The organism is Variovorax sp. VaC1 (assembly GCF_043658315.1).
Taxonomy (GTDB): domain Bacteria; phylum Pseudomonadota; class Gammaproteobacteria; order Burkholderiales; family Burkholderiaceae_C; genus Variovorax.
Genome location: NZ_JBIGLT010000002.1, coordinates 1,020,184 through 1,046,897, shown reverse-complemented (window position 1 = coordinate 1,046,897; position 26,714 = coordinate 1,020,184). Strand labels below are relative to the sequence as shown.

At 67.9% G+C, this 26,714-nt stretch carries 21 protein-coding genes; 15 read left to right on the top strand and 6 right to left on the bottom strand.

Features of this window, described 5'->3' with window-relative positions; translation table 11 throughout:
- The first annotated feature begins 2 nt into the window (after nucleotides 1–2).
- The 5 genes from ACGLHS_RS11800 (at nucleotide 3) to ACGLHS_RS11780 (ending at nucleotide 3,559) form a co-directional block, all read left to right on the top strand.
- On the top strand, nucleotides 3–491 hold the full coding sequence (locus tag ACGLHS_RS11800; RefSeq protein ID WP_093246578.1) for a YbaK/EbsC family protein: 489 nt from the start codon (nucleotides 3–5) through the stop codon (nucleotides 489–491).
- Nucleotides 488–754, top strand: a complete 267-nt coding sequence (locus ACGLHS_RS11795; RefSeq protein ID WP_394479755.1) for a DUF1289 domain-containing protein — start codon at nucleotides 488–490, stop codon at nucleotides 752–754. Before ACGLHS_RS11800 ends, ACGLHS_RS11795 begins: the two co-directional genes overlap by 4 nt.
- Nucleotides 751–1,398: a 2-hydroxychromene-2-carboxylate isomerase gene (locus tag ACGLHS_RS11790; RefSeq protein WP_394479753.1), complete on the top strand. Its 648-nt coding sequence runs from the start codon at nucleotides 751–753 to the stop codon at nucleotides 1,396–1,398. Before ACGLHS_RS11795 ends, ACGLHS_RS11790 begins: the two co-directional genes overlap by 4 nt.
- A gap of 190 nt (nucleotides 1,399–1,588) precedes the next feature.
- Complete coding sequence (locus tag ACGLHS_RS11785; RefSeq protein ID WP_093246581.1) at nucleotides 1,589–3,283, top strand: MFS transporter; 1,695 nt, start codon at nucleotides 1,589–1,591, stop codon at nucleotides 3,281–3,283.
- A gap of 126 nt (nucleotides 3,284–3,409) precedes the next feature.
- Nucleotides 3,410–3,559 carry a hypothetical protein gene (locus ACGLHS_RS11780; protein WP_176801245.1) on the top strand — a complete coding sequence of 50 codons (150 nt, stop codon included), beginning with the start codon at nucleotides 3,410–3,412 and terminating at the stop codon, nucleotides 3,557–3,559.
- A 111-nt stretch (nucleotides 3,560–3,670) separates the two neighbouring features.
- On the opposite strand, the gene ACGLHS_RS11775 is transcribed toward ACGLHS_RS11780, so the two are convergent.
- Nucleotides 3,671–4,783: an ABC transporter substrate-binding protein gene (locus tag ACGLHS_RS11775; protein ID WP_093246582.1), complete on the bottom strand. Its 1,113-nt coding sequence runs from the start codon at nucleotides 4,781–4,783 to the stop codon at nucleotides 3,671–3,673.
- A gap of 190 nt (nucleotides 4,784–4,973) precedes the next feature.
- On the bottom strand, nucleotides 4,974–6,086 hold the full coding sequence (locus ACGLHS_RS11770) for an ABC transporter substrate-binding protein (RefSeq protein WP_394479750.1): 1,113 nt from the start codon (nucleotides 6,084–6,086) through the stop codon (nucleotides 4,974–4,976).
- 186 nt (nucleotides 6,087–6,272) lie between these two features.
- Between ACGLHS_RS11770 and uvrA the strand changes: the two genes are divergently transcribed.
- Nucleotides 6,273–12,221, top strand: coding sequence for an excinuclease ABC subunit UvrA (gene uvrA / locus ACGLHS_RS11765; protein ID WP_394479749.1), 5,949 nt, complete (start codon nucleotides 6,273–6,275; stop codon nucleotides 12,219–12,221).
- Nucleotides 12,222–12,254: 33 nt separating this feature from the next.
- Here the strand turns inward: uvrA and ACGLHS_RS11760 are convergent, their stop codons facing one another.
- Nucleotides 12,255–13,211 carry a LysR family transcriptional regulator gene (locus ACGLHS_RS11760; RefSeq protein ID WP_394479747.1) on the bottom strand — a complete coding sequence of 319 codons (957 nt, stop codon included), beginning with the start codon at nucleotides 13,209–13,211 and terminating at the stop codon, nucleotides 12,255–12,257.
- Nucleotides 13,212–13,315: 104 nt separating this feature from the next.
- Between ACGLHS_RS11760 and ACGLHS_RS11755 the strand changes: the two genes are divergently transcribed.
- The 5 genes from ACGLHS_RS11755 to ACGLHS_RS11735 all read left to right on the top strand — a co-directional run bounded on the left by ACGLHS_RS11755 (nucleotide 13,316) and on the right by ACGLHS_RS11735 (nucleotide 18,920).
- The gene (locus ACGLHS_RS11755; protein ID WP_093246586.1) at nucleotides 13,316–14,311 is read left to right on the top strand and encodes a tripartite tricarboxylate transporter substrate binding protein; all 996 of its coding nucleotides are present in this window, start codon (nucleotides 13,316–13,318) and stop codon (nucleotides 14,309–14,311) included.
- Between the two features lie 8 nt (nucleotides 14,312–14,319).
- On the top strand, nucleotides 14,320–15,531 hold the full coding sequence (locus ACGLHS_RS11750; RefSeq protein WP_394479745.1) for an amidohydrolase: 1,212 nt from the start codon (nucleotides 14,320–14,322) through the stop codon (nucleotides 15,529–15,531).
- Nucleotides 15,532–15,675: 144 nt separating this feature from the next.
- Nucleotides 15,676–16,725 carry an ornithine cyclodeaminase gene (locus ACGLHS_RS11745; protein ID WP_394479743.1) on the top strand — a complete coding sequence of 350 codons (1,050 nt, stop codon included), beginning with the start codon at nucleotides 15,676–15,678 and terminating at the stop codon, nucleotides 16,723–16,725.
- Between the two features lie 33 nt (nucleotides 16,726–16,758).
- On the top strand, nucleotides 16,759–17,799 hold the full coding sequence (locus ACGLHS_RS11740) for a histone deacetylase family protein (protein ID WP_394479741.1): 1,041 nt from the start codon (nucleotides 16,759–16,761) through the stop codon (nucleotides 17,797–17,799).
- Nucleotides 17,800–17,939: 140 nt separating this feature from the next.
- Nucleotides 17,940–18,920: a Bug family tripartite tricarboxylate transporter substrate binding protein gene (locus tag ACGLHS_RS11735; RefSeq protein ID WP_394479739.1), complete on the top strand. Its 981-nt coding sequence runs from the start codon at nucleotides 17,940–17,942 to the stop codon at nucleotides 18,918–18,920.
- On the opposite strand, the gene ACGLHS_RS11730 is transcribed toward ACGLHS_RS11735, so the two are convergent.
- Nucleotides 18,907–19,476, bottom strand: a complete 570-nt coding sequence (locus ACGLHS_RS11730) for a TetR/AcrR family transcriptional regulator (protein WP_394479737.1) — start codon at nucleotides 19,474–19,476, stop codon at nucleotides 18,907–18,909. The two genes, ACGLHS_RS11735 and ACGLHS_RS11730, sit on opposite strands and share 14 nt — an antisense overlap.
- A gap of 88 nt (nucleotides 19,477–19,564) precedes the next feature.
- On the opposite strand from ACGLHS_RS11730, the gene ACGLHS_RS11725 reads away from it, so the two are divergent.
- Nucleotides 19,565–20,824: an MFS transporter gene (locus ACGLHS_RS11725; RefSeq protein WP_394479735.1), complete on the top strand. Its 1,260-nt coding sequence runs from the start codon at nucleotides 19,565–19,567 to the stop codon at nucleotides 20,822–20,824.
- Here ACGLHS_RS11725 and ACGLHS_RS11720 read toward each other — a convergent pair.
- Nucleotides 20,814–21,650 (bottom strand): HAD-IIB family hydrolase, encoded by an 837-nt coding sequence (locus ACGLHS_RS11720; RefSeq protein ID WP_394479733.1) that lies wholly within the window; start codon nucleotides 21,648–21,650, stop codon nucleotides 20,814–20,816. The genes ACGLHS_RS11725 and ACGLHS_RS11720 overlap by 11 nt on opposite strands.
- Before the next feature lie 117 nt (nucleotides 21,651–21,767).
- Here ACGLHS_RS11720 and ACGLHS_RS11715 point away from each other — a divergent pair, with 117 nt between their 5' ends.
- The 3 genes from ACGLHS_RS11715 (at nucleotide 21,768) to ACGLHS_RS11705 (ending at nucleotide 24,533) form a co-directional block, all read left to right on the top strand.
- Nucleotides 21,768–22,763: an ATP-binding cassette domain-containing protein gene (locus ACGLHS_RS11715; RefSeq protein ID WP_394479731.1), complete on the top strand. Its 996-nt coding sequence runs from the start codon at nucleotides 21,768–21,770 to the stop codon at nucleotides 22,761–22,763.
- 34 nt (nucleotides 22,764–22,797) lie between these two features.
- Nucleotides 22,798–23,643, top strand: a complete 846-nt coding sequence (locus ACGLHS_RS11710) for an ABC transporter permease (protein WP_394479730.1) — start codon at nucleotides 22,798–22,800, stop codon at nucleotides 23,641–23,643.
- Nucleotides 23,644–23,729: 86 nt separating this feature from the next.
- Nucleotides 23,730–24,533: an ABC transporter permease gene (locus ACGLHS_RS11705; protein ID WP_394479728.1), complete on the top strand. Its 804-nt coding sequence runs from the start codon at nucleotides 23,730–23,732 to the stop codon at nucleotides 24,531–24,533.
- A 19-nt stretch (nucleotides 24,534–24,552) separates the two neighbouring features.
- On the opposite strand, the gene ACGLHS_RS11700 is transcribed toward ACGLHS_RS11705, so the two are convergent.
- A complete protein-coding gene (locus ACGLHS_RS11700) occupies nucleotides 24,553–26,577 on the bottom strand; it encodes a hypothetical protein (RefSeq protein ID WP_394479726.1) in 2,025 nt (674 codons plus the stop codon).
- Between the last annotated feature and the right edge of the window lie 137 nt (nucleotides 26,578–26,714).

The window sequence follows — 26,714 nt, the reverse complement described above, 5'->3', positions numbered from 1 at the left end:
CCATGTGCGGCTCTGAACTCCACTCCCTCCCCGAAGGCGTCCAACGCGTCTCCCGCGTGCTGCAGGACGCCGGCCATCCCCATTCGCCACGCATGCTCGACGACGCCTGCCGCACCGCGCAGCAGGCGGCCGATGCGCTCGGCATTTCCGTCGGGCAGATCGCCAAGAGCATCATCTTCCGCCGCAAGAGCGACGAGGTGGCGGTGCTGGTCATCACCTCGGGCGACAAGCGCGTGGATGAGAAAAAAGTCGATGCGCTGGTCGGCAAGACCGGCCGCGCCGATGCCGACTTCGTGAAGGCGCGCACCGGCTTCACCATCGGCGGCGTGTCGCCTGTCGGGCACGTGACCAAGCCCGTGGTGCTGATCGACCGAGAGCTGTTCCGCTTCGAAGAAATCTGGGCGGCCGCAGGCCATCCGCACGCGGTGTTCCAGCTGAAGCCGCAAGACCTTGAAACGCTCACCGGCGCGCCGGTGGCGGACGTGGTGTGAACTTCGCGGAAGCCGAGACGCTGGCCGATCGCGCGGTGGCCATGCGCGACCTGCCCGAAGACGTGCCTTCGCCTTGCTCTTCGGTCTGCCGCATGGACCGCCTGAGCGGCTTCTGCGAAGGGTGCCTGCGCACCATCCCCGAGATCGCGGGCTGGAGCAAGATGGACGACGATGCGCGGCGCCACGTGTGGCGCGCGATAGAGTTGCGGGCCCGGGCCGGCATCTGGCGCATCCCCGAAGAATCCGGAGACACCCACGCATGAAGCACATCGATTTCTATCTCGACTTCATCTCGCCTTACGCGCACCTCGCGTTCGAGCATCTGCCCGAGGCGCTCGAAGGGCTGAGCTACAGCGTGGCCTACAAGCCGGTGCTGCTCGGCGCACTGCTCAAGCAGCACGGCCAGCTCGGCCCGGCGGAGATTCCTTCGAAGCGCAGCTGGACCTACCGCCACGTGCTGTGGCTGGGCCAGGCCCACGGCATTCCCATCGAGATGCCGGCCACGCACCCTTACAACCCGCTGCCGCACCTGCGCCTTGCGGTGTCGACCAGCGACGACGGCCGCATCAGCCGCCTTGTGGCCGAGACCATCCTGCGCAACGTGTGGCGCGGCGGCGAAGAGGCCGGCGATGCCACGCGGCTTGCCGCGCTGGCCGCGCAACTGAACCCGAAGCGCGACGCAGGCAGCGACGAGAGCAAGGCGCTGCTCAAGCGCAACACCGATGAAGCACTGGCGCTCGGCGTGTTCGGCACGCCGACCTATGTGGTCGACGGCCGCCTCTTCTGGGGCTTCGATGGCCTCGCGATGCTGCGTGCCTACCTCGCCGGCGATGCGTGGTTCGACGGCCCGCAATGGACGGCCGCGGACCAGCGTCCGTCCGTGCTGCGCAGCAGCAAACAGGGCTGAGTAGAAACCCGGGCAAGCCCCGGGAACAGCCCGATTTCTTACAGGCTGAAACGCGCCGCACGGGTTTCACCCTAATCCGTAAGCGCCGATTCAGTTTCGCGAAAGGCTCGGGTCAGTCGCGGCTCCAAGAATGCGTCACGGTCTCCGGAATCGGGGAACCGCATGAACGCATACAACCAGGAGACGACCAATGGCAGCCACACTAGATTCGAGGGGAGTGCCGCATCCGGCCCCCCGGCCCATGTCCTCGGAGGAGAAGAAGGTCATCTTCGCCTCCTCGCTCGGCACCGTGTTCGAGTGGTACGACTTCTACCTCTACGGCTCGCTGGCCGCGATCATCGCCAAGCAGTTCTTCAGTGGCCTGGATGCGGGCGCAGCCTTCATCTTCGCGTTGCTGGCCTTTGCGGCGGGCTTCCTGGTTCGTCCGTTCGGCGCCATCGTGTTCGGCCGGCTGGGCGACATGATCGGGCGCAAGTACACCTTCCTGGTGACGATCCTGATCATGGGCCTGTCGACCTTCATCGTCGGCCTGCTGCCCAGCTACGCGACGATCGGCGTCGCGGCGCCGGTGATCCTGATCGCGCTGCGCATGCTGCAGGGCCTGGCGCTCGGCGGCGAGTACGGCGGTGCCGCCACCTACGTGGCCGAGCACTCGCCGCACGGCAAGCGCGGTGCGTACACCTCGTGGATCCAGACGACGGCCACGCTCGGCCTGTTCCTGAGCCTGCTGGTGATCCTGGGCGTGCGCGAAGGCCTGGGCGAAGCGGTGTTCAACGACTGGGGCTGGCGCGTGCCGTTCCTGGTGTCGATCCTGCTGCTGGGCATCTCGGTGTGGATTCGCCTGACGCTGTCGGAGTCGCCGGCCTTCCAGAAGATGAAGGCCGAGGGCAAGACCTCGAAGGCGCCGCTGTCCGAATCCTTCGGCGAGTGGAAGAACCTGAAGATCGTCATTCTTGCGCTGGTCGGCCTCACGGCGGGCCAGGCGGTGGTCTGGTACTCGGGCCAGTTCTACGCGCTGTTCTTCCTTACCGCGCAGCTGAAGGTCGATGCGACCACGGCCAACCTGATGATTGCCGCGGCGCTGCTGCTGGGCACGCCCTTCTTCGTGGTGTTCGGCACGCTGTCCGACAAGATCGGCCGCAAGCCGATCATCATGGCCGGCTGCCTGCTGGCGGTGGTCACCTACTTCCCGGTCTTCAAGATGCTGACCGAAGCCGCCAACCCCGACCTGGCGCGCGCGCAGGCCACGGCCGGCGTCACGGTCACGGCCGACCCGGCGACCTGCTCGTTCCAGGGCAACCCGGTGGCCCGCGAGATCGACTTCAAGAGCTCGTGCGACATCGCCAAGCGCTACCTCGTGCAGAACTCGGTGAGCTATGAAAACGTGGCCGGCGCGCCGGGCTCGAAGGCGGTCGTGAAGATCGGCGACAAGAGCGTTGAGGCACCCATCGGCAACGTCGTCAACCTCAAGTTCGACGAGAACTCCGCCAAGGAAATCGCCGCCTTCAAGAAGGGCGTGGCCGAAGACCTGAAGGTCGCGGGCTATCCGTCGAAGGCCGACCCCGCGAAGATGAACAAGGTCATGACGGTGCTGCTGCTGTTCTGGCTGGTGCTGCTGGTGACGATGGTCTACGGCCCGATTGCCGCGATGCTGGTCGAGCTGTTCCCCACGCGCATCCGCTACACCTCGATGAGCCTGCCGTACCACATCGGCAACGGCTGGTTCGGTGGCCTGCTGCCGACCACCGCCTTCGCCATCGTGGCCTCGACCGGCAACATGTACAACGGCCTCTGGTACCCGATCATCATTGCGGCCATCACGCTGGTGGTGGGCACGCTGTTCATCCGCGAGACGAAGGACGTGGACATCTACGCCAACGACTGATCTCCGGCCGACCGGGAGGAGGGCTCATAAAGCCCTCCGTTCGACAAAGAGGCTTCATGCCGCACATGGCATGAGGCCTTTTTCTTGAACGCATCAGCATCATCAGCAACCCAGGAGACAACCCCCATGTGGAAGATTGCAGTCGGCTTCGTCATCTTTGCCGCCATCGCCTTGTTCGTGATCTCGAAGGCCGGTGACAAGGTCGACATGTCGGGCGAGAAGCACGGCGGCGACACCACCACGCACGAGCCCGCGCCGGCAGCGGCGCCGAAGTAAGCCTGGAGTTTCATGCGCGAACACCGCGGAACCGGCTTTGCCGGGCCGCAGGTGTTGCCCCCGGTAGGGGGGTGGAGAAGCGACACGAAGTGCGCGTAGCCTGGGGGCGAGCTACCTTTTGAAGCGGCCGTCGCTCACGATGGAGAGGTCGACGTAGTCGATGCCCGTGTGATCGGTCGGCGAATAGCTCACGTCGAGCCCGCCGCCCACGTCGTACTGGAAGTTGTTGAGCGTGGCGATCAGCTTCGCGCGCGTGGGCTTGGGGCCCGTGCGGCGCAGCGCCTCCACCAGCACCTTGGTGGCGACGAAGCCTTCCAGCAGTGCGGGCGACAGGTCGTTCTGGCCCTTGGCTTTGGCGAGCGCCAGCGCCTCCTTGATGAGCGGATGGCCGAACGAGCGCTCGTAGGGCAGCACCTGCGTGATGATCACGCCCGCGCTGGCCGAGCCCAGTTCCTTGATGAAGCCCGAGGCCGCGTTGTTCGACAGCGTGATGATCTGCGCCGCCGAGCCCGTGGCCCGCAGCGCCTTGATGCCTTCGGTCACCGCGGTGCCCGAGCCGATCCACAGCACCGCCTGCGCGTTGGCCTTGGTCAGCTGCGGAATGATCGCGCTGTAGTCGGGCTTGTTGCGGTCGGCCAGCGCCACCACGGCGGGCTTCAGGTTCGCCTTCTCGAAGCCCTTGTTGGCGCCTTCCATCGCGTCCTTGCCGAAGGAGTCGTCGGCCTGCACCACGGCAATGCGCTGGATGCCGGTGGTCTGCAGGTGCTGCACGGCCTTCTCGGCTTCGCGCTGGTAGGTCGAGCGCACGTTGAAGATGTTCTTCTGCAGCGGCTTGTGCAGCGCCATCGCGCCGGTCGACGGGCCGACCAGCGCCACGCCGTACTTGTCGAGCAGCGGAATGATGGCGAGCGTGTTGGGCGTGCCCCGGTTCAGCAGCAGCGCGACAACCTTCTTGTCTTCGATGAGCACGCGCGAGTTTTCGAGCGAGCGCTTGGCGTCGAGCCCGTCGTCCATGCGGATCATCTCGATCTGCTCGCCGTGGATGCCGCCCTGGGCGTTCACCTGGTCGATGACCAGCTGCGAGCCCATGATCGTCTCCTTCACGCTGGCCGCCACCGGGCCCGACAGGTCGGCCGACTGGCCGATCAGGATCTGGGCCGATGCGCCTGGAACCACCGCCGCCAGGAGAAGCGCAACGGCGCAGGACGTGAACGTCTTCTTCATCGAGCAAAGCCTTTCCGAGAGGCGAGGGCCTCTGTCAGCAGGTGTGTAATGTGTTGCTGGAAGTGACATTCACTAGCTCGCGAAAACCCTGTCAAACCATTGTTTCCAGCGCCCGGATTCGATGCCCCAAAAGCAACGGCCCGCCGAGTGACCGGCGGGCCGTGTGCAGTGTGCGGAGGCGGAGCCGAACTCAGCGCTTGAAGCGCCCGTCGCTGATGATGGCCAGGTCCGCGAAGTCGATCCCGCTGTGGTCCGTGGGCGAATAGCTCACCTCCAGCCCGCCGCCCAGGTCATAGCCCCGGATGCTTTCGAGCGCGGCCACCACCTTGGCGCGCGTGGGCTTGGGGCCCGCGCGGCGCAGCGCCTCGACCAGCACTTTGGCCGAGGCGAAGCCTTCGAGCGCGGCCGGCGACAGCTCCTTCTGGCCCTTGGCCTGCGCAAGGGTGAGCGCCTCCTTCACCATCGGCTGGCCGAGCGAGCGTTCGCTCGGGAACACCTGCGTCACGATCACGCCCTTGCTCGCATCGCCCAGCTGCTTGATGAAGCCCGACGACGCGTTGTTCGACAGCGTGACCACCTGCGCCGCCGAGCCCGAGGCGCGCAGCGCCTTGATGCCGTCGACCACCGCCACGCCCGAGCCGATCCACAGCACGGCCTGTGCGTTGGCTTCCTTGATGGCCGGCACGATGGTCTTGTAGTCGGGCTTGTCGCGGTCGGCCGGCACCGTGGCGATGGGCTTGGCCTTGCCCTTGGTGAAGCCGGTCATTGCGCCTTCGAGCGCGTCCTGCCCGAACGAGTCGGTCACGTAGACCACGGCGATGCGCGTGAGGCCGATGGTCAGCAGGTGCTGCACCGCCTTCTCGGCCTCGCGCTGGTAGGTGGCGCGCACGTTGAACACATGCTTTTGCAACGGCTTGTGCAGCACCATCGCACCGGTCGACGGGCCGATGAGCGCCACGTCGTACTTGTCGAGCCACGGAATGATGGCCTGCGAATGCGGCGTGCCCCGGCTCATGAAGAGCGCGAGCACCTTCTTGTCCTCGATCAGCGTGCGGGCGTTCTCGCTGGCGCGCTTGACGTCGAAGCCGTCGTCCATGCGGATCACCTCGATCTTCTCGCCGTGGATGCCGCCCTGGGCATTGGCCGCGTCGATCACCAACTGCGCGCCGCCGATGGTTTCGTTCACGCTCGCGGCCACCGAACCGGTCATGCCGGCGGTCTGGCCGATCAGGAGCTGGGCCGATGCGCCCATGGCCGTCAAGGCCAGCAGGGCGGCGGCGCAAAGCGTGCGCGTCTTCGTCATGGAAACCTTTCTGGAAGGGCCGCAGGCGGCGGTGGAAACGTGTGCAAACAAACGTCGTATTTGTTTCTGAAAGTGTCAAAAATGCCATACAGACAAACCCCTGCGCAGCCACCGACCATGTGACGGAGTGCACGAAGACGTCACCGACCACTCCCTAGAATGTTTGCCCCACCCCCCAAGGCATTCATGACACAGGGCTCCATCCGGATTCGCGGCGCGCGCCAGCACAACCTCCAGAACCTCGACCTCGACATCCGCACCGGCGAGATGACCGTGGTGACCGGGCCCAGCGGCTCGGGCAAGTCGAGTCTCGTGTTCGACACCCTCTATGCCGAAGGCCAGCGGCGCTATGTGGAGACCTTCTCCGCCTATGCGCGCCAGTTCCTGGACCGCATGGACAAGCCGGCCGTCGACAAGGTCGAAGGCGTGCCGCCCGCCATCGCCATCGACCAGACCAACCCGGTGCGCTCCTCGCGCTCCACGGTCGGCACGATGACCGAGCTGAACGACCACCTGAAGCTGCTCTTTGCACGCGCGGCCAACCTGTTCGACCGCGAGACCGCGCTGCCGGTGCGCCACGATTCACCCGACAGCATCTATGCACAGATCGTCGAGCGCGCGGCCGCAGCGGGCGATCCGCGGCTGGTGGTCACCTTCCCGGTCGAGCTGCCGGCCAGCACCACGGCCGACGAAGTCACGCAATGGCTGTCGGCCAGCGGCTTCACGCGCGTGCAGTCCGAGCGCGAGGTGGCCACGCCCACCGGGCCGCGCAAGGTGCTCGACGTGGTGGCCGACCGCTTCCGCGCGTCGAGCGGCGAGCGGGCCCGCGTGGTCGAGGCCATCGAGGTGGCGCTCAAGCGCGGCAGCGGGCGCGTCACGGTGCACGCACTTGCGGCCGACGAGGCGACGCCGCCGGATGTGTGGAAGTTCTCGACCGGGCTGCATTGCCCAGAGAGCGATATCCGCTACACCGACCCGATCCCGTCGATGTTCTCGTTCAACTCGGCCGTCGGCGCCTGCGACACCTGCCGCGGCTTCGGCCGCGTGATCGGCGTCGACCTGGGCCTCGTGATCCCGAACGACAAGCTCACGCTGCGCGCCGGCGCGATCAAGACCATCCAGACGCCCGCATGGAAAGAAGCGCAGGACGACCTGATGCGCCACGCCGAAGCGGCTGGCGTTCCGCGCGACACGCCCTGGAACAAGCTCACCGAGGAGCAGAAGCACTGGGTGATCGAGGGCACGCCCAACTACAAGGAAGGCAACTGGAACAAGCAGTGGTACGGCGTGCGCCGCTTCTTCGCCTACTTGGAGAGCAAGGCCTACAAGATGCACATCCGCGTGCTCTTGTCGAAGTACCGCAGCTACACGCAGTGCCCGACCTGCAGCGGCGCGCGCCTGAAGCTCGACAGCCTGATCTGGCGCATCGGCAGCAAGGAAGACGCGGATGCGGTGCTGCCGCCCGAGAAGCGCTTCATGCCGACAGGGGTGAAGTGGACGCGCGCGCAGCTTGAAGCGCTGCCGGGCTTGTGCCTGCACGACCTGATGCTGTTGCCGATCGAGCGGCTGCGAAAGTTCTTCGATCGCATGGGCCAGGGCATGGCTCCCTCCCCCGCTGGGGGAGGGCTGGGGTGGGGGCAGGCGGCGCTTGCAAGCCCGGCTGCTTCTGCCGAGGCCGCGAGCCCCCATCCCCACCTTCCCCCAGAGGGGGAAGGAGCAAGACAAGGGGAGGCGCAGGCGCTCAAGCTGCTGTTCGAAGAAATCACCACCCGGCTGCGCTACCTGCACGACGTCGGCATCGGCTACCTCACGCTCGACCGCCAGAGCCGCACGCTGAGTGGCGGCGAAGTGCAGCGCATCAACCTCACGACCGCGCTGGGCACCTCGCTCGTCAACACGCTCTTCGTGCTCGACGAGCCCAGCATCGGCCTGCACCCGCGCGACATGAACCGCATCACCGAGGCCATGCTGCGCCTGCGCGATGCGGGCAACACGCTGGTGGTGGTCGAGCACGACCCGGCCGTCATGCTCGCGGCCGACCGCGTGATCGACATGGGCCCCGGCCCCGGCATTCGCGGCGGGCAGATCGTGTTCGACGGCACCACCGACCTGCTGCGCGATGCCGACACGCTCACCGGCCAGTACCTGGGCGGGCGCAAGAAGATCGGCATGGGCTTCAAGCGGCTGGTGAGCGAGAACACGCACCGGCTCATCCTGGAAGGCGTGCGCGAGCACAACCTGCGGAACATCACCGTCGAGTTTCCGCTCGCGCGCCTCGTGTGCGTGACCGGCGTGAGCGGCTCGGGCAAGTCCACGCTCATTCAGGACGTGCTGGCGCCCGCGCTCATGCGCCACTTCGGCAAGGCCACCGAAACGCCGGGCGCGCACGACCGCCTGCTCGGCGCCGATCACCTGGGCGACGTGGTCTTTGTCGACCAGTCGCCCATCGGCAAGACCGCGCGCTCCAACCCCGCGAGCTACGTGGGCGCATGGGATGCCATCCGCGAAATCTTCGCCACCGCCGCACTGTCGCGCCAGCGCGGCTACACCGCGAGCAAGTTCAGCTTCAACTCCGGCGACGGGCGCTGCCCGACCTGCGGCGGCTCGGGCTTCGAGCACGTCGAGATGCAGTTCCTGTCCGACGTGTACCTGCGCTGCCCCGACTGCGACGGCAAGCGCTACCGCCCCGAGATCCTCGAAGTGCCCGTGGAGCGCAAGGGCAAGAGCTACAACGTGGCCGACGTGCTCGACCTCACCGTGGCCGAAGCGGCCGCCGTGTTCGAGGCCGACCGCGACGTGCTACGCGTGCTGCAACCCATCTCCGATGTGGGCCTGGACTACGTCAAGCTCGGCCAGCCCGTGCCCACGCTCTCGGGCGGCGAGGCGCAGCGCCTGAAGCTCGCGGGCTTTCTTGCCGAAGCGGCCAAGGGCGCGACCGCGAGCAAGCAGTCGGTGGCGCGCAAGGGCACGCTGTTCCTGTTCGACGAGCCGACCACCGGCCTGCACTTCGACGACATCGCGCGCCTGATGCGCGCGCTGCGCAAGCTGCTCGACGCCGGCCATTCGCTGGTGGTGATCGAGCACAACCTCGACGTGATCCGCGCCAGCGACTGGTGCATCGACCTCGGCCCCGAAGGCGGCGAGGGCGGTGGCCTGGTGGTGGCCGAGGGCACGCCCGAGCAACTGCGCGAGAACCGCGCGTCGCTCACCGGCGCCGCGCTGGCCGACTACGAACTCGCCATCGGCCCCGAGGCCTACAAGGTGGCCGAGCGCGCGGCACGGCGCTACGTGGCCAACGCCAAGACCGCGCCCGGCGGCACCGCGATCGAGATCGTGAATGCACGCGAGCACAACCTGAAGAACCTCAGCGTCGACATTCCACGCGGCAAGTTCAGCGTGGTCACGGGCGTGAGCGGCTCGGGCAAGTCGACGCTGGCCTTCGACATTCTTTTCAATGAAGGCCAGCGCCGATACCTCGAATCGCTCAACGCCTATGCGCGCAGCATCGTGCAGCCGGCGGGGCGGCCCGAGGTCGACGCGGTCTACGGCATTCCGCCGACCGTGGCCATCGAGCAGCGTTTGTCGCGCGGCGGCCGCAAGAGCACGGTGGGCACCACCACCGAGGTGTGGCACTTCCTGCGCCTGCTGTATGTGAAGCTGGGCATCCAGCATTGCATTCACGATGGCGCGGCCGTGCAGCCGCAGACGCCCGACAGCATCGCGGCGCAACTCATGCGCAACTTCAAGGGCCAGCACATCGGCCTGCTCGCGCCGCTGGTGAGCAACCGCAAGGGCGTGTACACCGAGCTGGCCGACTGGGCACGGCCGCGCGGCTTCACCCACCTGCGCGTCGATGGCGACTTCCTGCCGACCACGGGCTTCCCGCGCATCGACCGCTTCAAGGAACACAGCATCGAGCTGCCGGTGGCCAGCCTTGACGTGCTGCCCTCTAAAGAGAACGAGCTGCGCGAGGCGCTGACCCGGGCGCTCGAACACGGCAAGGGCGTGGTGCATGTGCTGAGCGATCTCGACGGCCTGCGCGCCGCGATGATGGCCGGCGTGTCGGCCGCAGGCATCGGCCGCGTGCAGGTGTTCTCGACGCTGCGCGCCTGCCCGGTGTGCAGCACCAGCTATGCCGAGCTCGACCCGCGCCTGTTCAGCTACAACAGCAAGCACGGCTGGTGCCCCGACTGCGTGGGCACCGGCGTCAAGCTCAGCAAGGACCAGCGCAAGGTCTTCGACGACTCCATCCGCGACGACGACAACAAGGGCCGCGAGCAGACCTTTGCCGAGCCCGAGGTCGAAGACCTGGCCGACGTGGTGTGCCCGACCTGCGAAGGCACGCGGCTCAATGCCACGGCACGCGCGGTGAGCTTCGGTGCTTCGCCGGCGGACGGCAGCGGCGGCATCGGCATCACCGAACTGGCGCGCATGAGCGTGACCGAGGTGCGGCAGTGGTTCGAGGGGCTGGACCTCAAGGGCCGCGAAGCGGAGATCGCGCGCGACCTGGTGCCCGAGATCAAGAGCCGCCTCGAATTCCTCGAAGAGGTGGGCCTGGGCTACCTCACGCTCGACCGTGGCGCGCCCACGTTGAGCGGCGGCGAGGCCCAGCGCATCCGCCTGGCGGCGCAGCTCGGCAGCAACCTGCAGGGCGTGTGCTACGTGCTCGACGAGCCGACCATCGGCCTGCATGCGCGCGACAACCAGATCCTGCTGAACGCGCTGCACAAGCTCGGCGACAAGGGCAACACGCTGGTGGTCGTGGAGCACGATGAAGACACGATTCGCCGCGCCGATCACATCATCGACATCGGTCCGAGCGCGGGCAAGCGCGGCGGGCGGCTGGTGGCCGAAGGCTCGGTGGCGGACATCGAGAAGGCGGGCGATTCGCAGACGGGGCGGTATCTGCGCGATGCGATCAGGCATCCGTTGCAGACGCGGCGTCTGGTTTCTCTGGAGGGCCGGGGAGGGGGCGCGACGGCTTCCAAGAAGGCTGCCGGACGTGCGAGCGCCGCAAGCCCCCACCCCAACCCTCCCCCAGCGGGGGAGGGAGCAAGTCAGGAGGCAAACGCCAACGCATGGCTCACCGTGCACGGCGCCGACCTGCACAACCTGCAGGACATCACCGCCACGCTCCCGCTGCACCGCCTCGTGGTGGTCACCGGCGTCAGCGGCTCGGGCAAGTCCACGCTCGCGCGCGACGTGCTGCTGGCCAACGTGCAGGGCATCGTCGTGCAGCGCATGACCAAGGCCGGCCGCGATGCCGATGCCGCCGGCAAGCGCCCGGCCTGGGCCGGCTGCAGCGGCGTCGATGGCTACGAGGTCATCGACCGCGTGCTCGAAGTCGACCAGACCCCCATCGGCAAGACGCCGCGCAGTTGCCCCGCGACCTACATCGGCTTCTGGGACACCATCCGCAAGCTGTTCGCCGACACGCTCGAAGCCAAGGCGCGCGGCTACGGCCCGGCGCGCTTCAGCTTCAACACCGGCGAAGGCCGTTGCCCGGGTTGCGAGGGCGCCGGCGTTCGCACCATCGAGATGAGCTTCCTGCCCGACGTGAAGGTGCCCTGCGAGGTCTGCCACGGTGCGCGCTTCAACCCCGAGACGCTGGCCGTGAGCTGGCGCGGCAAGAGCATCGGCGACGTGCTGAAGATGGAAGTCGACGAAGCCGTCGAGTTCTTCGCGAGCATGCCCAACATCAGCCATCCGCTGCAGCTGCTGAAGGACGTGGGGCTGGGCTACCTCACGCTCGGCCAGCCCTCGCCCACGCTCTCGGGCGGCGAAGCGCAGCGCATCAAGCTAGTGACCGAACTGAGCAAGGTGCGCGACGACATCACGCGCCGTGGCCAGAAGGCGCCGCACACGCTCTACGTGCTCGACGAGCCGACCGTGGGCCTGCACATGGCCGACGTCGAAAAGCTGATCCACGTACTGCACCGGCTGGTGAACGGCGGCCACAGCGTGGTCGTGATCGAGCACGACCTCGACGTGATCGCCGAGGCCGACTGGATCATCGACCTCGGTCCCGAAGGCGGCAACGCCGGCGGGCGCATCGTGGCGGCGGCACCGCCCGAAGAAGTGGTGCGACTGGGCACGCACACCGGCGTGGCACTGGCGCCGGTGCTCGCGCGCTGACCTGCAGCCGGCCCTGAAGGCCGGGCACGCGGTTCAGGCGACGGGCGCCTGAACCGCCTCGCGCAAGGCTTCGAGGCAGGCCGTTACTGCGGGGCTGTCGCTCTGCGGGCCCTGCAGCACGCCGATGCCCTCGAACTCACTGTGCAGCTCGAAGGCAACGCGCGCGATCAGCCCCCACTGCACGAAGGGCTCGATCAGGCTGCGCGGTATCAGCGACAGCACGCGCTCGCGGCGCAGGATCTCCAGCACCAGCGGCAGCGAGGTGGTCGAGATCGGATGCAGCGCGGGTGCCGGCGCGCCGGGAGCGAACAGCGCATCGAACACATCGCGCACGCCCAGTCCCTGAACCGGCAGCGTCCAGCGCGCGGCGCGCAGGTCGTCGAGCGTGGGCCGCGGCTCGCGCACCAGCGGATGGCGCCGGCCCGCGACGATCCACGGCACGTCGGGTGCGAGCGGCGCGAACGCGAAGGGGGCCACGGGCGTTTCAGCGGGACGCCGGCACAGCGCCAGGTCGACGCGGCCCGACATCACGTCCGCCTGCAACTGCTCGCCGGGCGCCTCCAGCACTTCGATGCGCAGGTCCGGATGGCGCGCGCCGAACGCGGGCAGCATGCGGCACAGTAGGCCCGACGCCGCGGCGGGAATCGCGCCCACGCGCAGCACGCCGCTTGCGCCCGCCTGCAGCGCGTGCACGGTGTCGGCGGAGGCGCGCAGTGCGCTCAACGTATTGCGGGCCATGGGAACCACCGCGCGGCCGGCGGACGTGAGCCGCATGCCGCGCACATGGCGCTCGAAGAGCGGCGTGCCGAGCAGTTCCTCGATGTCGCCGAGCGCCTGCGTTGCCGCCGGCTGGCTCATGCCGATCTGCTCGGCCGCGCGCCGGACGCCACCCGAGTCGGCGATCGATACCAGCAACTGCAGATGGCGCAGCCGTCCCTTGGCGAGCAGGCGGGCGTAAAGAACGGACGAAGCGGGCGTGACCGTGGGCATCGAGGGTATTGGTTCTGCTTATGGGTTGGGCAATGAATCTATTGGATGCCTATCGATGCCGTCAACATAATCCGACCCACTTTTCGCTCCCACAGAGAAACGCCATGCAGTTTTCGCGACGTCGGCTTGCGGCCTTTTCATCCCTCCTGGGGCTTCTCGCGTTCTCGGCCGGTGCGCCGGTCTTCGCGCAGGACAGCTATCCGCAGCGCCCCATCAAGCTGGTCGTTCCGTTCGCGCCAGGTGGCTCCACCGACCTGGTGGCCCGCCTCGTGGCCGACAGGATGCAGGCCACGCTGGGGCAGCCGGTGATCGTGGACAACCGGGCTGGTGGCGGCGGCATGATCGGCTCCGAAGCCGTGAGCCGGGCCGACGCCGACGGCTACACCATCGGCATCGGCACCGTGAGCACGCTGACGGTGAACCCGGTCATGCTCAAGGCGAACCGCGTCGACCCGCTCAAGGACCTGGCGCCGATCACCGTGCTGGCCACCGTGCCGGCCGTGTTCATGGTGCATCCGTCGTTTCCGGGGCGCAGCTTCCAACAGGTCGTGGCCGAGGTGCGTGCCAAGCCCGACAACTACAACATGGGCTCGTCGGGCCCGGGTTCGATCAGCCACCTGCTGATCGAGGCGATGAACACCGACCTCAAGTTCAAGCTGCGCCACATTCCCTACCGCGGCATGGGGCCCGCGCTGACGGCGGCGCTCGCGGGCGAGACGCAGGTCTCCAGCGACCAGTACCCCTCGTCGGCCTCGTACATCAAAAGCGGCAAGCTGCTGCCCTTCGCAGTCGGTGCCCAGCGGCGGCTGGATGCATTGCCTTCGGTGCCTACGCTCAAGGAGCTGGGCCAGCCCGACCTCAACGAACTCGCCATGACGTGGTTCGGCCTCGTGGCACCCGCGAAGACGCCGCCCGCCATCCAGAAGAAGCTGCACGACGCGGCTGTGGCGGCGCTGCGCGACCCGGCGCTGCTGGCGCGCATGAAGGAGCTGGGCGTGGAGGCCGTCGGCAGCTCGCCCGAGGCATTCCGTGCGCAGATCGAAAGCGGGCTGGCGCGCAACCGCCGCATCGTGCAAGCCGCCGGCATCAGCCCCGAATGAGTACCGCCATGACCGCAACCCAAGAAACCGATATGTCCCACGCCGGCGTCGCCGAAATCATCGACGCGCAATCGCAGCGCCAGCACGCCGAGGTCGTCGCGTGGCGGCGCCACCTGCACCGGCATCCGGAGCTGTCGTTCAAGGAGGTGGACACCGCCGATTTCCTCGAACGCGAACTCGCGGCCATCGAAGGGCTCGAGGTCACGCGCCCCACATCGACAAGCCTCGTGGCGCGCCTGGCCGGCGGCCGGGCAGGGCGCACGCTGGCCATGCGCGCTGACATCGACGCGCTGCCGCTGCAGGACCAGAAAAGCTGCGACTACGCCTCGCGCAATGCCAACGTCATGCACGCCTGCGGCCACGATGGCCACGCGGCGATGCTGCTGGGCGCCGCCCGCCTGCTGGCCGGCCTGCGCGCGCAGGTGCCGGGCGAGGTTCGCTTCTTCTTCCAGCACGCTGAAGAACAGCACCCCGGCGGTGCCCAGGAAATGGTGAATGCGGGCGTGATGCAGGGCGTCGACCAGATCATCTCGGCCCATGTGATGTCGACGCTCGACACCGGCCACATCGCCGTGCTCGACGGCCCGGCGCTGGCCAGCTCCGACCGCTTCGTGCTGCGCCTGCGCGGCCGTGGTGGCCATGCGGCCAACCCCGACCGCTGCATCGATCCGATCATGATCGGCGCGCAGATCGTCGGCAACCTGCAGTCGATCGTCTCGCGCAACACCGATCCCCACGAGGCGCTGATTCTCTCGGTCACGCGGTTCGACGGTGGCAGCGCCTTCAACGTGATTCCCGATGCGGTCGAGCTCTGGGGCTCGGTGCGCTGCTTCAGCGAACAGGTGCGCGAACAGGTGCCCGCGCTGGTCGAGCGCATCGCCAACGGCGTGGCGGCGGCGCACGGCGCGCAGTGCACGCTCGAATACATCCGCGGCTACAGCCCGGTGGTCAACGATGCGGCGGTGGCCGGGCGCATGCGCGAGGTGGTGCGGCAGGGCGTTGCCACGGCGGCGCTCCACGCGATCAAGCCGTTGCCGAACAGCGAAGACTTCAGCGCCTTCCTCAAGCATGCGCCGGGCGCCTATGTCTTCGTGGGCGCGCGCAGCAGTGCCAAGGGCATCGTGCATCCGCATCACCATCCGCATTTCGACTTCGACGAAGACGCGCTGCTGCATGGCGTGCAGCTCTTCGCCAACGCGCCTTTTCACCTGAACGCATAGGCCTTTCGAGGGGCTCGCCAAGGTTGTGGAAACCGGCGCACAATGGCTCCAACCCTTGGCGCAGGCGCATCCTGAATCAGCCATGGTGGAGTGAACATGCGATGGGATGAAGCGCCGCGTCGGGGCTACGCAAGGAGCCATGCCATGACCCGCTTCATCGATGTTCACAGCCTGGTCCGCCTGGTGGACGAGACCGGCGTTCCCCAATTCCTGGAAGCCCTGGCCGACGCATTGCGCGACGACTTCATGCGCTGGCGAGAGTTCGACAAGAAGGCGCGCGTGGCCAGCCATTCGCACCTGGGCGTGATCGAGCTGATGCCGGTGGCCGACGATGGCGCCTACGCCTTCAAGTACGTCAATGGGCACCCGCACAACACCCAGGTCGGGCTGCCGACCGTCATGGCCTTCGGCGTGCTGGCCGAGGTCGATACCGGCTACCCCGTGCTGCTGTCGGAGCTCACGCTCACCACCGCCTTGCGCACCGCCGCCACCTCGGCCATGGCGGCGCAGGCGCTGGCCCGGCCCGATTCGCGCAGCCTGGCGCTGATCGGCAACGGCTCGCAAAGCGAGTTCCAGGCGCTGGCCTTCCATGCGCTGCTGGGCATCGAGGAAGTGCGCGTGTTCGACTCCGACCCGCACGCCACCGACAAGCTGGTGCGCCACCTGTCGGCCTGCACGCCACTGGAGATCGTGCGTGCGCGCTCCGTGGCCGAGGCGGTGCGCGGGGCCGACATCGTCACCACCATCACCGCCTACCAGGGCCGCGCGACCGTGCTCACGCCCGACATGATCGAGCCCGGCATGCACATCAATGCCGTGGGCGGCGACTCGCCGGACAAGACCGAGCTGCATCCCGACGTGCTGCGCCGGGCGCGTGTGTTCGTCGAGTACGAGCCGCAGACCCGCGTCGAAGGCGAGATCCAGCAGCTGCCCGCCGACTTCCCGGTGCACGAGCTGTGGCGCGTGCTGCTCGGCGAAGTGCCGGGCCGCGAGAGCGCGGGGCAGGTCACGCTGTTCGACTCGGTCGGCTTCGCGCTCGAGGACTACACCGCGCTGCGCTACATCCAGCGCATTGCCAGCGAACGTGGCATCGGCCAGCAGATCGCGCTGGTGCCCGAGCTGGACGACCCGAAGGACCTGTTCGGCCTCACGGCCTCGGGCCGGCGCCGGGCGGTGCTGCGGCGTGCGGCATGATCTGCGGCATCGTCGATCACGCCTTTCTTCTTCATGCTCACCATCTACAACGACCGGCATTCGCTTCATCAGGGCAAAGTCGAAATGTTCCGCGGCGAACTCGTGCCGTGCTTCGAGGTGCCCGCGCGCGTCGACCACGTGAGGCAGGAGCTGGAGCGCCGCAAGCTCGGCGTGCTGCAGGCGCCCGATGCCTTCGATGACGCATTGCTCGCCAAGGTGCATGCGCCGCGCTACCTCGACTTCGTCGCGCACGCCTGGGAGGAATGGGTGGCGCTCGATCCGGCCAACGTGTCGCGCGATGCCTTGCCCTCGTACTGGCCCACGCGCGGCATGCGCAGCGACGTGTTGCCGAAGAGCTTTCCGGCGCGCCTGGGGCTGTTCTCGTTCGATGCGGGCACGCCGTTGATGGCCGGCAGCTGGGCGGCCGCGCGCCACGGTGCGGCCTGTGCGTGGACGGCGGCGCAACGCGTCATCGGTGGCGAACGCGCGGCCTTCGCGCTCACGCGGCCGCCGGGCCACCATGCGGGGGCCGACTTTTTCGGCGGCTACTGCTTCGTCAACAACGCGGCCGTCGCGGCGCAGGCGCTGCGCGATGCGGGCGTGGCGCGTGTGGCCGTGCTCGACGTGGACTACCACCACGGCAACGGCACGCAGGCCATCTTCTACGACCGCAGCGATGTGCACTTCGCCAGCCTGCACGGCGATCCGCTGACCGACTACCCGTACTACCTCGGCCATGCCGACGAGCGCGGTGCCGGAACGGGCGAAGGCTTCAACCACAACCTGCCGCTGCCGCGCGGCACCGATTTCACGGTCTGGCGCGTCGCGCTGAAGACCGCGCTCGATCGCATCGCAGAGGTGAAGGCGGGCGCGCTCGTGGTCTCGCTCGGCGTCGACACCTTCGAGGGCGACCCGATCTCCGGCTTCAAGCTCAAGAGCGACGACTACCTGCGCATGGGCGAAGACCTGGCGCGCGCCGGCCTGCCGACGGTGTTCGTGTTCGAGGGCGGCTACGCGGTGGAAGAGGTCGGCATCAACGCGGTCAACGTGCTCCAGGGGTTCGAGCAGGCATAGCCACGGTTCGTGCTGACGCAAGCGCGCCGCCGGCGGCCCGAATGGCCCTGATTTCCCCAGGAAATCAGGGGAGCCCCGATTGCCTTCGCCCACCGGGCGGGGCCCAATCGGCGCTTTCCAAAGTCAGGATCCAGTCAGCCATGCTCCGCCGCTCATCATTCCTTCGTGCCGCCACGCTCGCCGCGTGCGGCTTCGCTTCTTCACTGGCGGCACTTGCGCAGGGCTTTCCCGCCAAGCCCATCAAGCTGGTCATTGCCTTCCCGGCAGGCGGCCCGACCGACATCACGATGCGCCAGCTGTCCGACAACGCGAGCAAGATCCTCGGCCAGCCCGTCATCATCGACAACAAGCCCGGTGCCGGCGGCACGCTGCCCGCGCAGGCGCTGCAGACCTCGCAGCCCGACGGCTACACCGTCGCGCAGATCCCGCTCGGCGTGTTCCGCCTGGGCTACACCACCAAGATCAACTGGGACCCGCTCAAGGACATCACCTACGTGCTGAACGTGACGGGCTACGCCTTCGGCATCGTGGTGCCGGCCAACAGCCCGTTCAAGACCTGGGCCGACTTCGTTGCCTATGCCAAGGCCAACCCCGGCAAGCTCACCTACGGCTCGACCGGCACGCTGACCAGCCCGCACCTGACGACCGAGATCGTGGCGCAGAAGGCCGGCATCGAGCTGCAGCACGTGCCCTACAAGGGCAGCGCCGACCTGATGCTCGCGTTGGTCAGCGGCCAGCTGATGGCAGCGGCCGACAGCACCGGCTTCGCGCCGCAGGTCGAGGCGGGCAAGCTGCGCGTGCTGAACACCTGGGGCGACAAGCGCCTGGCCAAGTTCCCCGATGCGCCCACGCTGAAGGAGCTGGGTTACGACGTGGTGCAGAACTCGCCCTTCGGCATCGGCGCCCCCAAGGGCACGCCGCCCGAGGTGGTGAAGAAGCTGCACGACGCCTTCAAGCAGGCGATGGAAGAGCCGAGCTACGTGGCCTCGCTGGGCCGCTACGACATGCTGCCGAACTACATGAGCTCGGCGACGTACACCAAGTTCGCGCAGGACACGGTGGTGCGCGAGAAGGCCGTGATCGAGACGCTCGGGCTGGCGAAGGAAGTCAAGACGAACTGATCGCGAACAGTTCGTCCACCAGCCGCCTCGCCAGCGCCGGCTTCACCGGATCGCCGCCGAACACCAGACGAAAAACGATGGGCGCGATCAGGTGGTCGATCACCTGCTCAGGCGCTGGCGCGCGTTCTCCGCGAGCACGCGCCTGTTCGACCAGTGCGAGCGCTTCCTTGCGGCGGTTGCGCAAACAGTCGGTGTCCGAGCCGCCGTTGGCCAGTGCGGCCGCGGCTTTCAGCAGCGAGGTGTTGCACGGGTGCGAGAGGTGCACGATGAGTTCTCGTGCCCAGGTCTCGAGGTCTTTGCGCAGTGCGCCGGTGTCGGGCAGCGGCCGGTTCGGGTCCAGCTTGTGCGTGGCCGTTTCGGCCAGCAGCCCCGCCAGATCGCCCCAACGACGGTAGATGCTGGACGCGCTCACACCCGCGCGCTCGGCCACGGCCGGCACGGTGACGCGCTCGCGCCCCTGTTCGGCCACCAGCTCTTCGAGGGCGGTGCGCACCAGCGTCTGAACCTGTGCACTGCGGCCGCCAGGGCGCTTGTTGGGAAGGGCAACGTCGTTCATGTTTGGACTTTAACGCAAAGATATTTGCTTTAGAAGGGATGCAGGTCTAGAATCGCAAAAGCTAAAAAAGTTGCGTTAAGGATCTGCCATGCCATCCAATTGCCCCGAACTGGCTGTTGTCACCGCTGCGGTCGCCGCCCGCGCCAAGCCCCGGCGCCTGCCGGCCGGCGTGGCCTTTCCGTTGCTGGCCGCGGTGCTCTTCGCGTTCTTCTTCGCGGCCGCCGCGCCGTCGCCGTTGTTCGTGGTGTTCCAGCATGCCTGGGGCTTTTCGTCGTCGATGCTCACGGTGGCCTTTGCGGTCTACGCGATTGCGCTGCTGATCTCGTTGCTGGTGGCGGGCTCGCTGTCGGACCACATCGGCCGGCGGCCCGTGGTGCTGGCTGCGCTGGTGCTGCAGGCGGTGGCGATGGGGCTCTTCCTGTGGGCGCACGACATCGGCGGGCTGATCGTTGCGCGCGTCGTGCAGGGCATTGCCACGGGCGTGGCGAGCGGCGCGTTGAGCGCGGCCGTGGTCGAGGCTGCGCCGGCCTCGCGCAAGCGGTTGGGCGCGCTGATCACCAGCGTCTCGCCGCTGGCCGGGCTCGCGGTCGGCGCCTTGCTGACGGGCATGGCCGTCAAGTTCACGGGCCTGCCGGTGGTGCTGGTGTTCGGCGCGCTGGTGGCCGTGTTCGCGGCCGGCGCAGTGGTGGTGTCGTGGATGCCCGAGACGGTCACGCCGCGTGCCGGCGCGCTGGCTTCGCTGGTGCCGCGGGTGTCGATTCCCGTGAAGGCGCGCGCCGAGTTCGCGCGCGGGTTGCCGGTGTTCGTGGTGGTGTGGGCGCTGGGCGGGCTGTTTCTGTCGCTCGCGCCTTCGCTGATGCTGCACGTGTTCGACATCGACAACGGCGTGGTCAACGGCCTTACCGTGGCGGTGCTCTCGGGCGTGGGCGCGATCGCCCCCACGCTGCTCGGCCGCCTTGCGGCGCCCCGGCCGGCCATCGTCGGCATGGCGAGCATCGCGCTGGGCATTGCGCTGCTGCTGGTGTCGCTGGCCACGCGTTCGCTCGCGCTGTTCTTCGTCGGCACCGCGGTGGCGGGCGTCGGCTTCGGCGGTGCGTTCTCGGCGCTGGTGCAGACGCTCGCGCCCCTGGCGCAATCGCATGAGCGCGGCGAGCTGTTCGCGGCGATCTTCGTGGTGAGCTATCTCGCGTTCAGCCTGCCGGCGATGCTGGCGGGCTTCCTCGTCAAGCCGCTCGGCCTGCTGGCAACGGTGGAAGGCTATGCGGCCGTGCTGATCGTGATTGCCGTCGTGGGTGCGTGGGGCCAGTGGGCCGTGCTGCGGCGCAATCGCCTGCCGGTCAACGGGTAAGGCGGGCCGAGAGGATCGCGCGCGCCACTTCGGCAAAGCCCGCGCCACGCTCGCCCGCCGTCACGTAGCGCGGCAGGTGTTCCAGGTGCGGCACGAAGCGCGCGACGTTCGCCACGCCGATGCTGCTGGCGAAGCTGCGAAACATCAGCTGGTCATTGGTGGAATCGCCCACGTAGGCCCAGCGGTCCATCTCGTCGTCGAGCGTGCGACCCCAGAGCTCGCGCACGATCCAGCGCGCGCCTTCGAGCTTGTCGTTGTCGCCGTACCAGCCGTTGATGTGGATGCTGCTCACCGTGGCGTGCATGCCTTCGCTGCGCATCAGCGCCACGACCTGCGCGATGGTTTCTTCGCTCAACTGCACGAACTCGCTGTGGTCGATGGCGATGTCGGTTTCGCGGCCGGGCGAGTCGGTGGCGCGCGCGGCACCGGGAACCTCGCGCTCGATGCGCGCCAGCACGGCCTGCATGCGCGCGAAGTGGGTGGCGCGGGTGGCGGCGTCTTGCTGGTAGCGCTTCTCGACCTGTCCGCCGGCTGTGGGCAGCAGCGCAACCGCGCCGTTTTCGGCCACGATGGCATCGACCGGCCAGGTGTTCACGAACGGCAGGCTCCAGCCGACCGGCCTGCCCGTGATGGCCACCACGGCCAAGCCCGCCGTTTTCAGATCGGCCAGCGCCTGCAGCGCATCGGGCGTGATCGCGCCGTCGGTGGTCAGCGTGTCGTCGATGTCGGTGAACACGCCAATGAGCGCGCTGCGTGCCGGCGCGGCCCATCGGGTCAGCGGCAGCAGGTGGTTCGGCGAGGAAGGCAGGGAGGACGACGCGGGCATGGCAAGGAATCTCTGAAGGGGCCGTGATCGTACCGGGCGGCTTTTGTCGTTTCGTGTAGCATCCCGCCCCCGCCGCGCATTCCACATTCATTCAAGAAGGCCGGCGCGGCGCACGCCATGCCTCACATCCTCGTCGACCAACTCCGCAAGACCTACCGCATCTCCGAGCGCGACCCCGGCGTGATGGGCGCGCTGCGCGGGCTCGTGCAGCGCCGCCATCGCACGGTGGAGGCGCTGTCGGGCGTGTCTTTCTCGCTCGAGCGCGGCGAACTGCTGGGCCTTATCGGGCCGAACGGCGCGGGCAAGTCCACCACCATCAAGATCCTTTCGGGCATCCTGCGGCCCGATGGCGGCCGCGTGGAGATCGACGGCCACGACCCCTTCAAGGATCGCGAGCGGCACGTCGGGCGCATCGGCGTGGTGTTCGGCCAGCGCACGCAACTGTGGTGGGACCTGCCCGTGGGCGACGGCTTCGACCTGCTGCGCGACATCTACCGCGTCGACCCGCAGCGCTACCGCCGCACGCGCGACGAACTGGTCGCGCTGCTGAACCTGGAGCGCGTGCTCGACCAGCCGGTGCGGCAACTGTCGCTGGGCCAGCGCATGCGCGCGGAAATCGCGGCTGCGCTGCTGCACGAGCCCGACATTCTTTTTCTCGACGAGCCGACCATCGGCCTCGATGCGCCGTCGAAGCTGGCGGTGCGCGACTTCGTGCGGCGCGCCAACCGCGAGCGCGGCACCACCGTGCTGCTGACCACGCACGACATGCACGACATCGAGGCGCTCGCGCGGCGCGTGATCGTCATTGGCCATGGCCGCGTGCTGGCCGACAGCCCCGTCGAGGCGCTGCGCGCGCAGGTGATGGCCGAGCGCCGGCTGGTGGTCGATTTTGCGCAAGGCGCCACGCTGCCCACGCAGGTGCCGGGGGCCACCGTGCAATCGCGAGACGGCCAGACATTGGTGCTTGACTTCGACCCCGCCGTGACCACGGCACCGGCCCTGATCGCGCGCATTGCGGCCGAGCATCCGGTGGAAGACCTGCGCCTTGAAGGCATGGCCATCGAGGCCGTGATCGCGCGTTTCTACGCCATGCACGGAGCGGCCGAGGCATGAGCGCGGCGCAGGCGCGAAGCATGGGGGCGGTGCAATGAGCCACTCGCGCGACGTGGCGCGCCCCTACATCGCGGCCTTTGCCTCGCGCTTCCTGCAGATGCTGCAGTACCGCACGGCCGCCCTCGCGGGCTTTGCCACGCAATGCTGGTGGGGCGGCATCAAGGTGATGGTGTTCGCCGCGTTCTATGGCGGGACCGCCATCGCGGGCGCCGGTTCGCAGATGTCGCTTGCGCAGGCCATCACCTACACCTGGCTCGCGCAAGGCCTGCTGGTGCTGCTGCCATGGCTCGGCGATCCCGAAGTGGGTCAGGCCGTGCGCACCGGCGCGGTCGCTTATGACCGCCTGCGACCCGTGGACGCCTACGCGCTGTGGTTCGCGCGCAGTGCCGGCTGGATCGCCGCGCGGTTGCTGCCGCGCGTGGCGCTCATGGCCGCCTTCGCCGCGATGGCGCTGCCGCTGATGGGCCTGGGCGACTGGGCCTGGCAGCTGCCGGCGAGCGCGGGGGCCGGCGTCGCCTTCCTGCTCTCGATGGTGCTGGCGCTGCTGCTCTCGACGGCGATGGTGATGCTGCTCAACGTGGCCGCCACCGCTGCGCTGAACGAGCGCGGCATCAGTGCGGTGGCGACGCCCGTGGTCATCGTGTTCTCGGGCAACCTGCTGCCGCTCGCGCTGCTGCCGGATGGCTGGCAGACCGCGCTGTTGATCCAGCCGTTGGCCGGGCTGATGGACATTCCGGCGCGCCTGTACTTCGGGCAGCTGAGCGGCTGGCATGCGGTGGGCGGACTGGGGCTGCAGTGCTTCTGGATCGCCGTGCTGGTCACGCTGGGCCGTTTCACGATGGGCCGCACGATGCGCAGTCTTCAGATCCAGGGAGGCTAGGGTGGACGCCCGCATTTCTCTTTCTGCTCCATGTGCTTGTCGAGCGGGGCGGGGCTCGCAACACCCCGCAAGGCGGAGCCGCTGACATGGGCGCGTTGCCTATTTTCTTTCGGCTCGTCGGCGCTTCCGTCGGCGGCCAGGCGCGCTATCCCGCGTCCGCGCTGCTGCTGACCCTCGGCCAGTTCCTGGGCTCCGGCATCGAGGTGGTCGCCGTCTGGGCGCTGTTCCACCGCTTCGGCGAGGTGCAGGGCTGGGGCATCGGCGAGGTGGCGCTTTTCTATGGACTGGTGAACTGCATGTTCGCCATCGCCGATGCATTGGGGCGCGGCTTCGACGTGCTCGGCACCGAGTTCCTGCGCACCGGCGCCTTCGACCGCCTGCTGCTGCGCCCGCGGCCGCTCGCGCTGCAATTGATGGGGCACGACTTCCGCATCAGCCGCATGGGCCGGCTGCTGCAGGGCGTGGGCGTGCTGGTGTTCGCCACGTACCAGGCGCACATCGCGTGGACGCCCGCCACGGTGGCGGTGGCGCTGTTCGCGCTGGCCGGCGGCATCGCGCTGTTCCTCGGCATCCTGGTACTGCAGGGCACGCTCGCGTTCTGGACCGTCGAGAGCCTGGAGATTGCCAACGTGCTGACTTATGGCGGCGTGCAGGCGGCGCAGTACCCGCTGGCGCTGTACGCGAACTGGTTCCGCCGCGTGCTGACCTTTGCCGTGCCGTTGGCCTGCGTCGCCTATTACCCGGCGCTGGCCATCCTCGGCAAGACCGATCCGCTCGGCGCGCCGGGGTGGGTGGGCATGGTGTCGCCGCTCGCGGGCTTCGTGTTTCTGGCGGCCGCCTTCGGTGTGTGGCGGCTGGGGCTGCGGCGCTATGCGTCGACGGGCAGCTGAGTCCTTTTTCCGACCTTCTTCAATCCACCAGGTTGAGCTGCATGTAACCCTGGGTATTGACGTTGGTGCGCGCGCCAATCAGCACACTGAGGCCGGACGACCTGGCTTCGAAGTACTTGTTGGTCCCGAAGCCGTTCACGCTGCGCAGTGCCGTTGGGCCGCCAATCATGCTCACGGGGAGGCTCAGTGTCCCGACGCCGCCGTTCACGTTGGTGCTCGTGCGCTCGTTCAGGTTGGCATTCAGCACGGAGGAACCCCATGCACCGTCGGTGGAGTGGCCATGCGCCGTGACCGAAGGCCACGATGCCGACTCGGGCAGCCCGATACGAAAGATCGTGCTGGCCTGACTGGCGCCGAACGCACCGCGCAACTGGATGTTCTGGCCACCGATACGCGCCATATGGAAGACCTGGCCCTGGTTCGGGTCCGGGTTGTCGAGCCGGATCGCCAGCCAGCGCGCATTGGCAGCGTCCCAGCCGACGGAGTACGCGACCTGGGACCCGGCCGGGCACGCATCGATGGCCAAGATCACATTGCTGTTGCACAGGACCATGCCCGTGCCTGCACCCTGGAGCTTGAGCGTCGTGATGGATGAGTCCGTGCCCGCGGCGCTTTGCGTCACGGCCAACTGGTTATAGGTGCCATCCAGATCCGCCGCGCGGGTGACGAAGCTCCGGGCTGCAATGAAAGGCTTCACTGCGTAGATCCCCGGACCCGCGAATGCTGCGACGAACGGGAACCCACCGACGACCGCATCGCCGGAGACCCGGAAGCGTGCCGTGTTGTACGGGTTGTTGGTGACCCGGCCCGTTGCGAAGATATATGTGCCGGTTTCCGCGCTGTCGTCCGCAATTGCCCCGGCCACGGTCGCGCCCGTGTTGTCGGTCATTTCGTAGCGCTTCGTGTCCAGGTTGATCCGCAGCGTCTGCTGCGTGCCATTGGTGGCGAAGACCTTGTAGCGGCCGTTACGCTGGTCGCCCGGCGAACCGCTGTCGACCAGCCCGAAGGCGATGTAGCCCACGGTGCTTGCGATGGTGCGGAAGCCGGCCACGATCGCCAGCCCTGCGCCCTGCACGATGTGGTACTTCTCGGTGTCGTTGGTCACCACCCGGATGCCTTCTGGCCCCGATGCCAGCGGGGTCACGGGCAGGCTCAGGGTCTTGTAGTTGTCTTCCGCGTACGAGGCCGCGCGCACGTAGGTGGTGGTGTCCAGGGTCGTTCTTCCCCAGGTGCCCATCGTGGAGCCGCCGCGCGTCGTGACGGCCGGCCAGCTGGACGACTCCGGCACGGCCAGGCGGAAGACCTGGGTGTCGGGATCGAGCGTGCTGGAGCCAGCCGAGAGGTAGATGTTCTGGCCGTTGATGAGGGCCACACGGAAGCCGATCTTGTCGTCAGGGTTGGTGACGTTGGTGCCGGTCCACTTCGAGTTGGCGTCGATGGCCAGCGAGTAGGAACGCTTCGAACCCGTGGGGCAGGCATCGATCGTGTAGATTGTGTTGTCAAAGCACATGTCGAGCAACGTGCCGGTGCCGGAGATGCGAATCGGCACGGCCTGGGAGTCGACGCTGCCGTCGCGGTTGTGGCTGATGCCCAGGCGGTTGTAGACGCCGTCCACCGCTGCGCCGGCCGTCACGAAGGCGCGTGCTGCGACAAAGGGCTGCACCGCGTAGGTTGCGGGGTTCGAATAGGCGTTCGCAAACGGGAACTGACCGACCACGGCATCGGCCGTGATGCGGAAGCGCGCCAGGTTCACGGCGGCGGGAACGCGCGCGATGTCGAAGACGTAGGTGCCGGGTTCGGTGAAATCTTCGGTAAAGGCGCCCGATACCGATTCCCCTGCGGGGTCGGTCATCGTGTAGCGCTTCGCGTTCATGTCGATGGACAGAGCCAGTTGCGTCCCGTTGGCCGCATAGACCGCGTAGCTGCCGTTTCGTGGGTCCGGGGCGTCGAGCCGGGCTTGGGCACCCGACAGGTTCGGGCCGGCGTTGTCGCCGATCTGCGCCGAGAACGAAGGCGCCGGCTCGTCGCCGGCTGCCTGGAGCATCACATCGGATCCGGCTGATTTGCCAAGGCCGAGTGCCCCGGATGAGGCGCCTCCCGAACCGATTGAACTCCCTCCACCGCCGCCACCGCCGCAGCCCGAAAGAACCAGACACACAAGCGCTGCACTCGACAGCGACT

Coding starts and splice junctions, on each gene's coding strand:
- ACGLHS_RS11800 (WP_093246578.1), top strand. CDS start 3: ATGTGCGGCTCTGAACTCCACTCCCTCCCCGAAGGCGTCCAACGCGTC.
- ACGLHS_RS11790 (WP_394479753.1), top strand. CDS start 751: ATGAAGCACATCGATTTCTATCTCGACTTCATCTCGCCTTACGCGCAC.
- ACGLHS_RS11785 (WP_093246581.1), top strand. CDS start 1,589: ATGGCAGCCACACTAGATTCGAGGGGAGTGCCGCATCCGGCCCCCCGG.
- ACGLHS_RS11780 (WP_176801245.1), top strand. CDS start 3,410: ATGTGGAAGATTGCAGTCGGCTTCGTCATCTTTGCCGCCATCGCCTTG.
- ACGLHS_RS11775 (WP_093246582.1), bottom strand. CDS start 4,783: ATGAAGAAGACGTTCACGTCCTGCGCCGTTGCGCTTCTCCTGGCGGCG.
- ACGLHS_RS11770 (WP_394479750.1), bottom strand. CDS start 6,086: ATGACGAAGACGCGCACGCTTTGCGCCGCCGCCCTGCTGGCCTTGACG.
- uvrA (WP_394479749.1), top strand. CDS start 6,273: ATGACACAGGGCTCCATCCGGATTCGCGGCGCGCGCCAGCACAACCTC.
- ACGLHS_RS11760 (WP_394479747.1), bottom strand. CDS start 13,211: ATGCCCACGGTCACGCCCGCTTCGTCCGTTCTTTACGCCCGCCTGCTC.
- ACGLHS_RS11755 (WP_093246586.1), top strand. CDS start 13,316: ATGCAGTTTTCGCGACGTCGGCTTGCGGCCTTTTCATCCCTCCTGGGG.
- ACGLHS_RS11750 (WP_394479745.1), top strand. CDS start 14,320: ATGACCGCAACCCAAGAAACCGATATGTCCCACGCCGGCGTCGCCGAA.
- ACGLHS_RS11745 (WP_394479743.1), top strand. CDS start 15,676: ATGACCCGCTTCATCGATGTTCACAGCCTGGTCCGCCTGGTGGACGAG.
- ACGLHS_RS11740 (WP_394479741.1), top strand. CDS start 16,759: ATGCTCACCATCTACAACGACCGGCATTCGCTTCATCAGGGCAAAGTC.
- ACGLHS_RS11735 (WP_394479739.1), top strand. CDS start 17,940: ATGCTCCGCCGCTCATCATTCCTTCGTGCCGCCACGCTCGCCGCGTGC.
- ACGLHS_RS11730 (WP_394479737.1), bottom strand. CDS start 19,476: ATGAACGACGTTGCCCTTCCCAACAAGCGCCCTGGCGGCCGCAGTGCA.
- ACGLHS_RS11725 (WP_394479735.1), top strand. CDS start 19,565: ATGCCATCCAATTGCCCCGAACTGGCTGTTGTCACCGCTGCGGTCGCC.
- ACGLHS_RS11720 (WP_394479733.1), bottom strand. CDS start 21,650: ATGCCCGCGTCGTCCTCCCTGCCTTCCTCGCCGAACCACCTGCTGCCG.
- ACGLHS_RS11715 (WP_394479731.1), top strand. CDS start 21,768: ATGCCTCACATCCTCGTCGACCAACTCCGCAAGACCTACCGCATCTCC.
- ACGLHS_RS11710 (WP_394479730.1), top strand. CDS start 22,798: ATGAGCCACTCGCGCGACGTGGCGCGCCCCTACATCGCGGCCTTTGCC.
- ACGLHS_RS11705 (WP_394479728.1), top strand. CDS start 23,730: ATGGGCGCGTTGCCTATTTTCTTTCGGCTCGTCGGCGCTTCCGTCGGC.
- ACGLHS_RS11700 (WP_394479726.1), bottom strand. CDS start 26,577: ATGCTCCAGGCAGCCGGCGACGAGCCGGCGCCTTCGTTCTCGGCGCAG.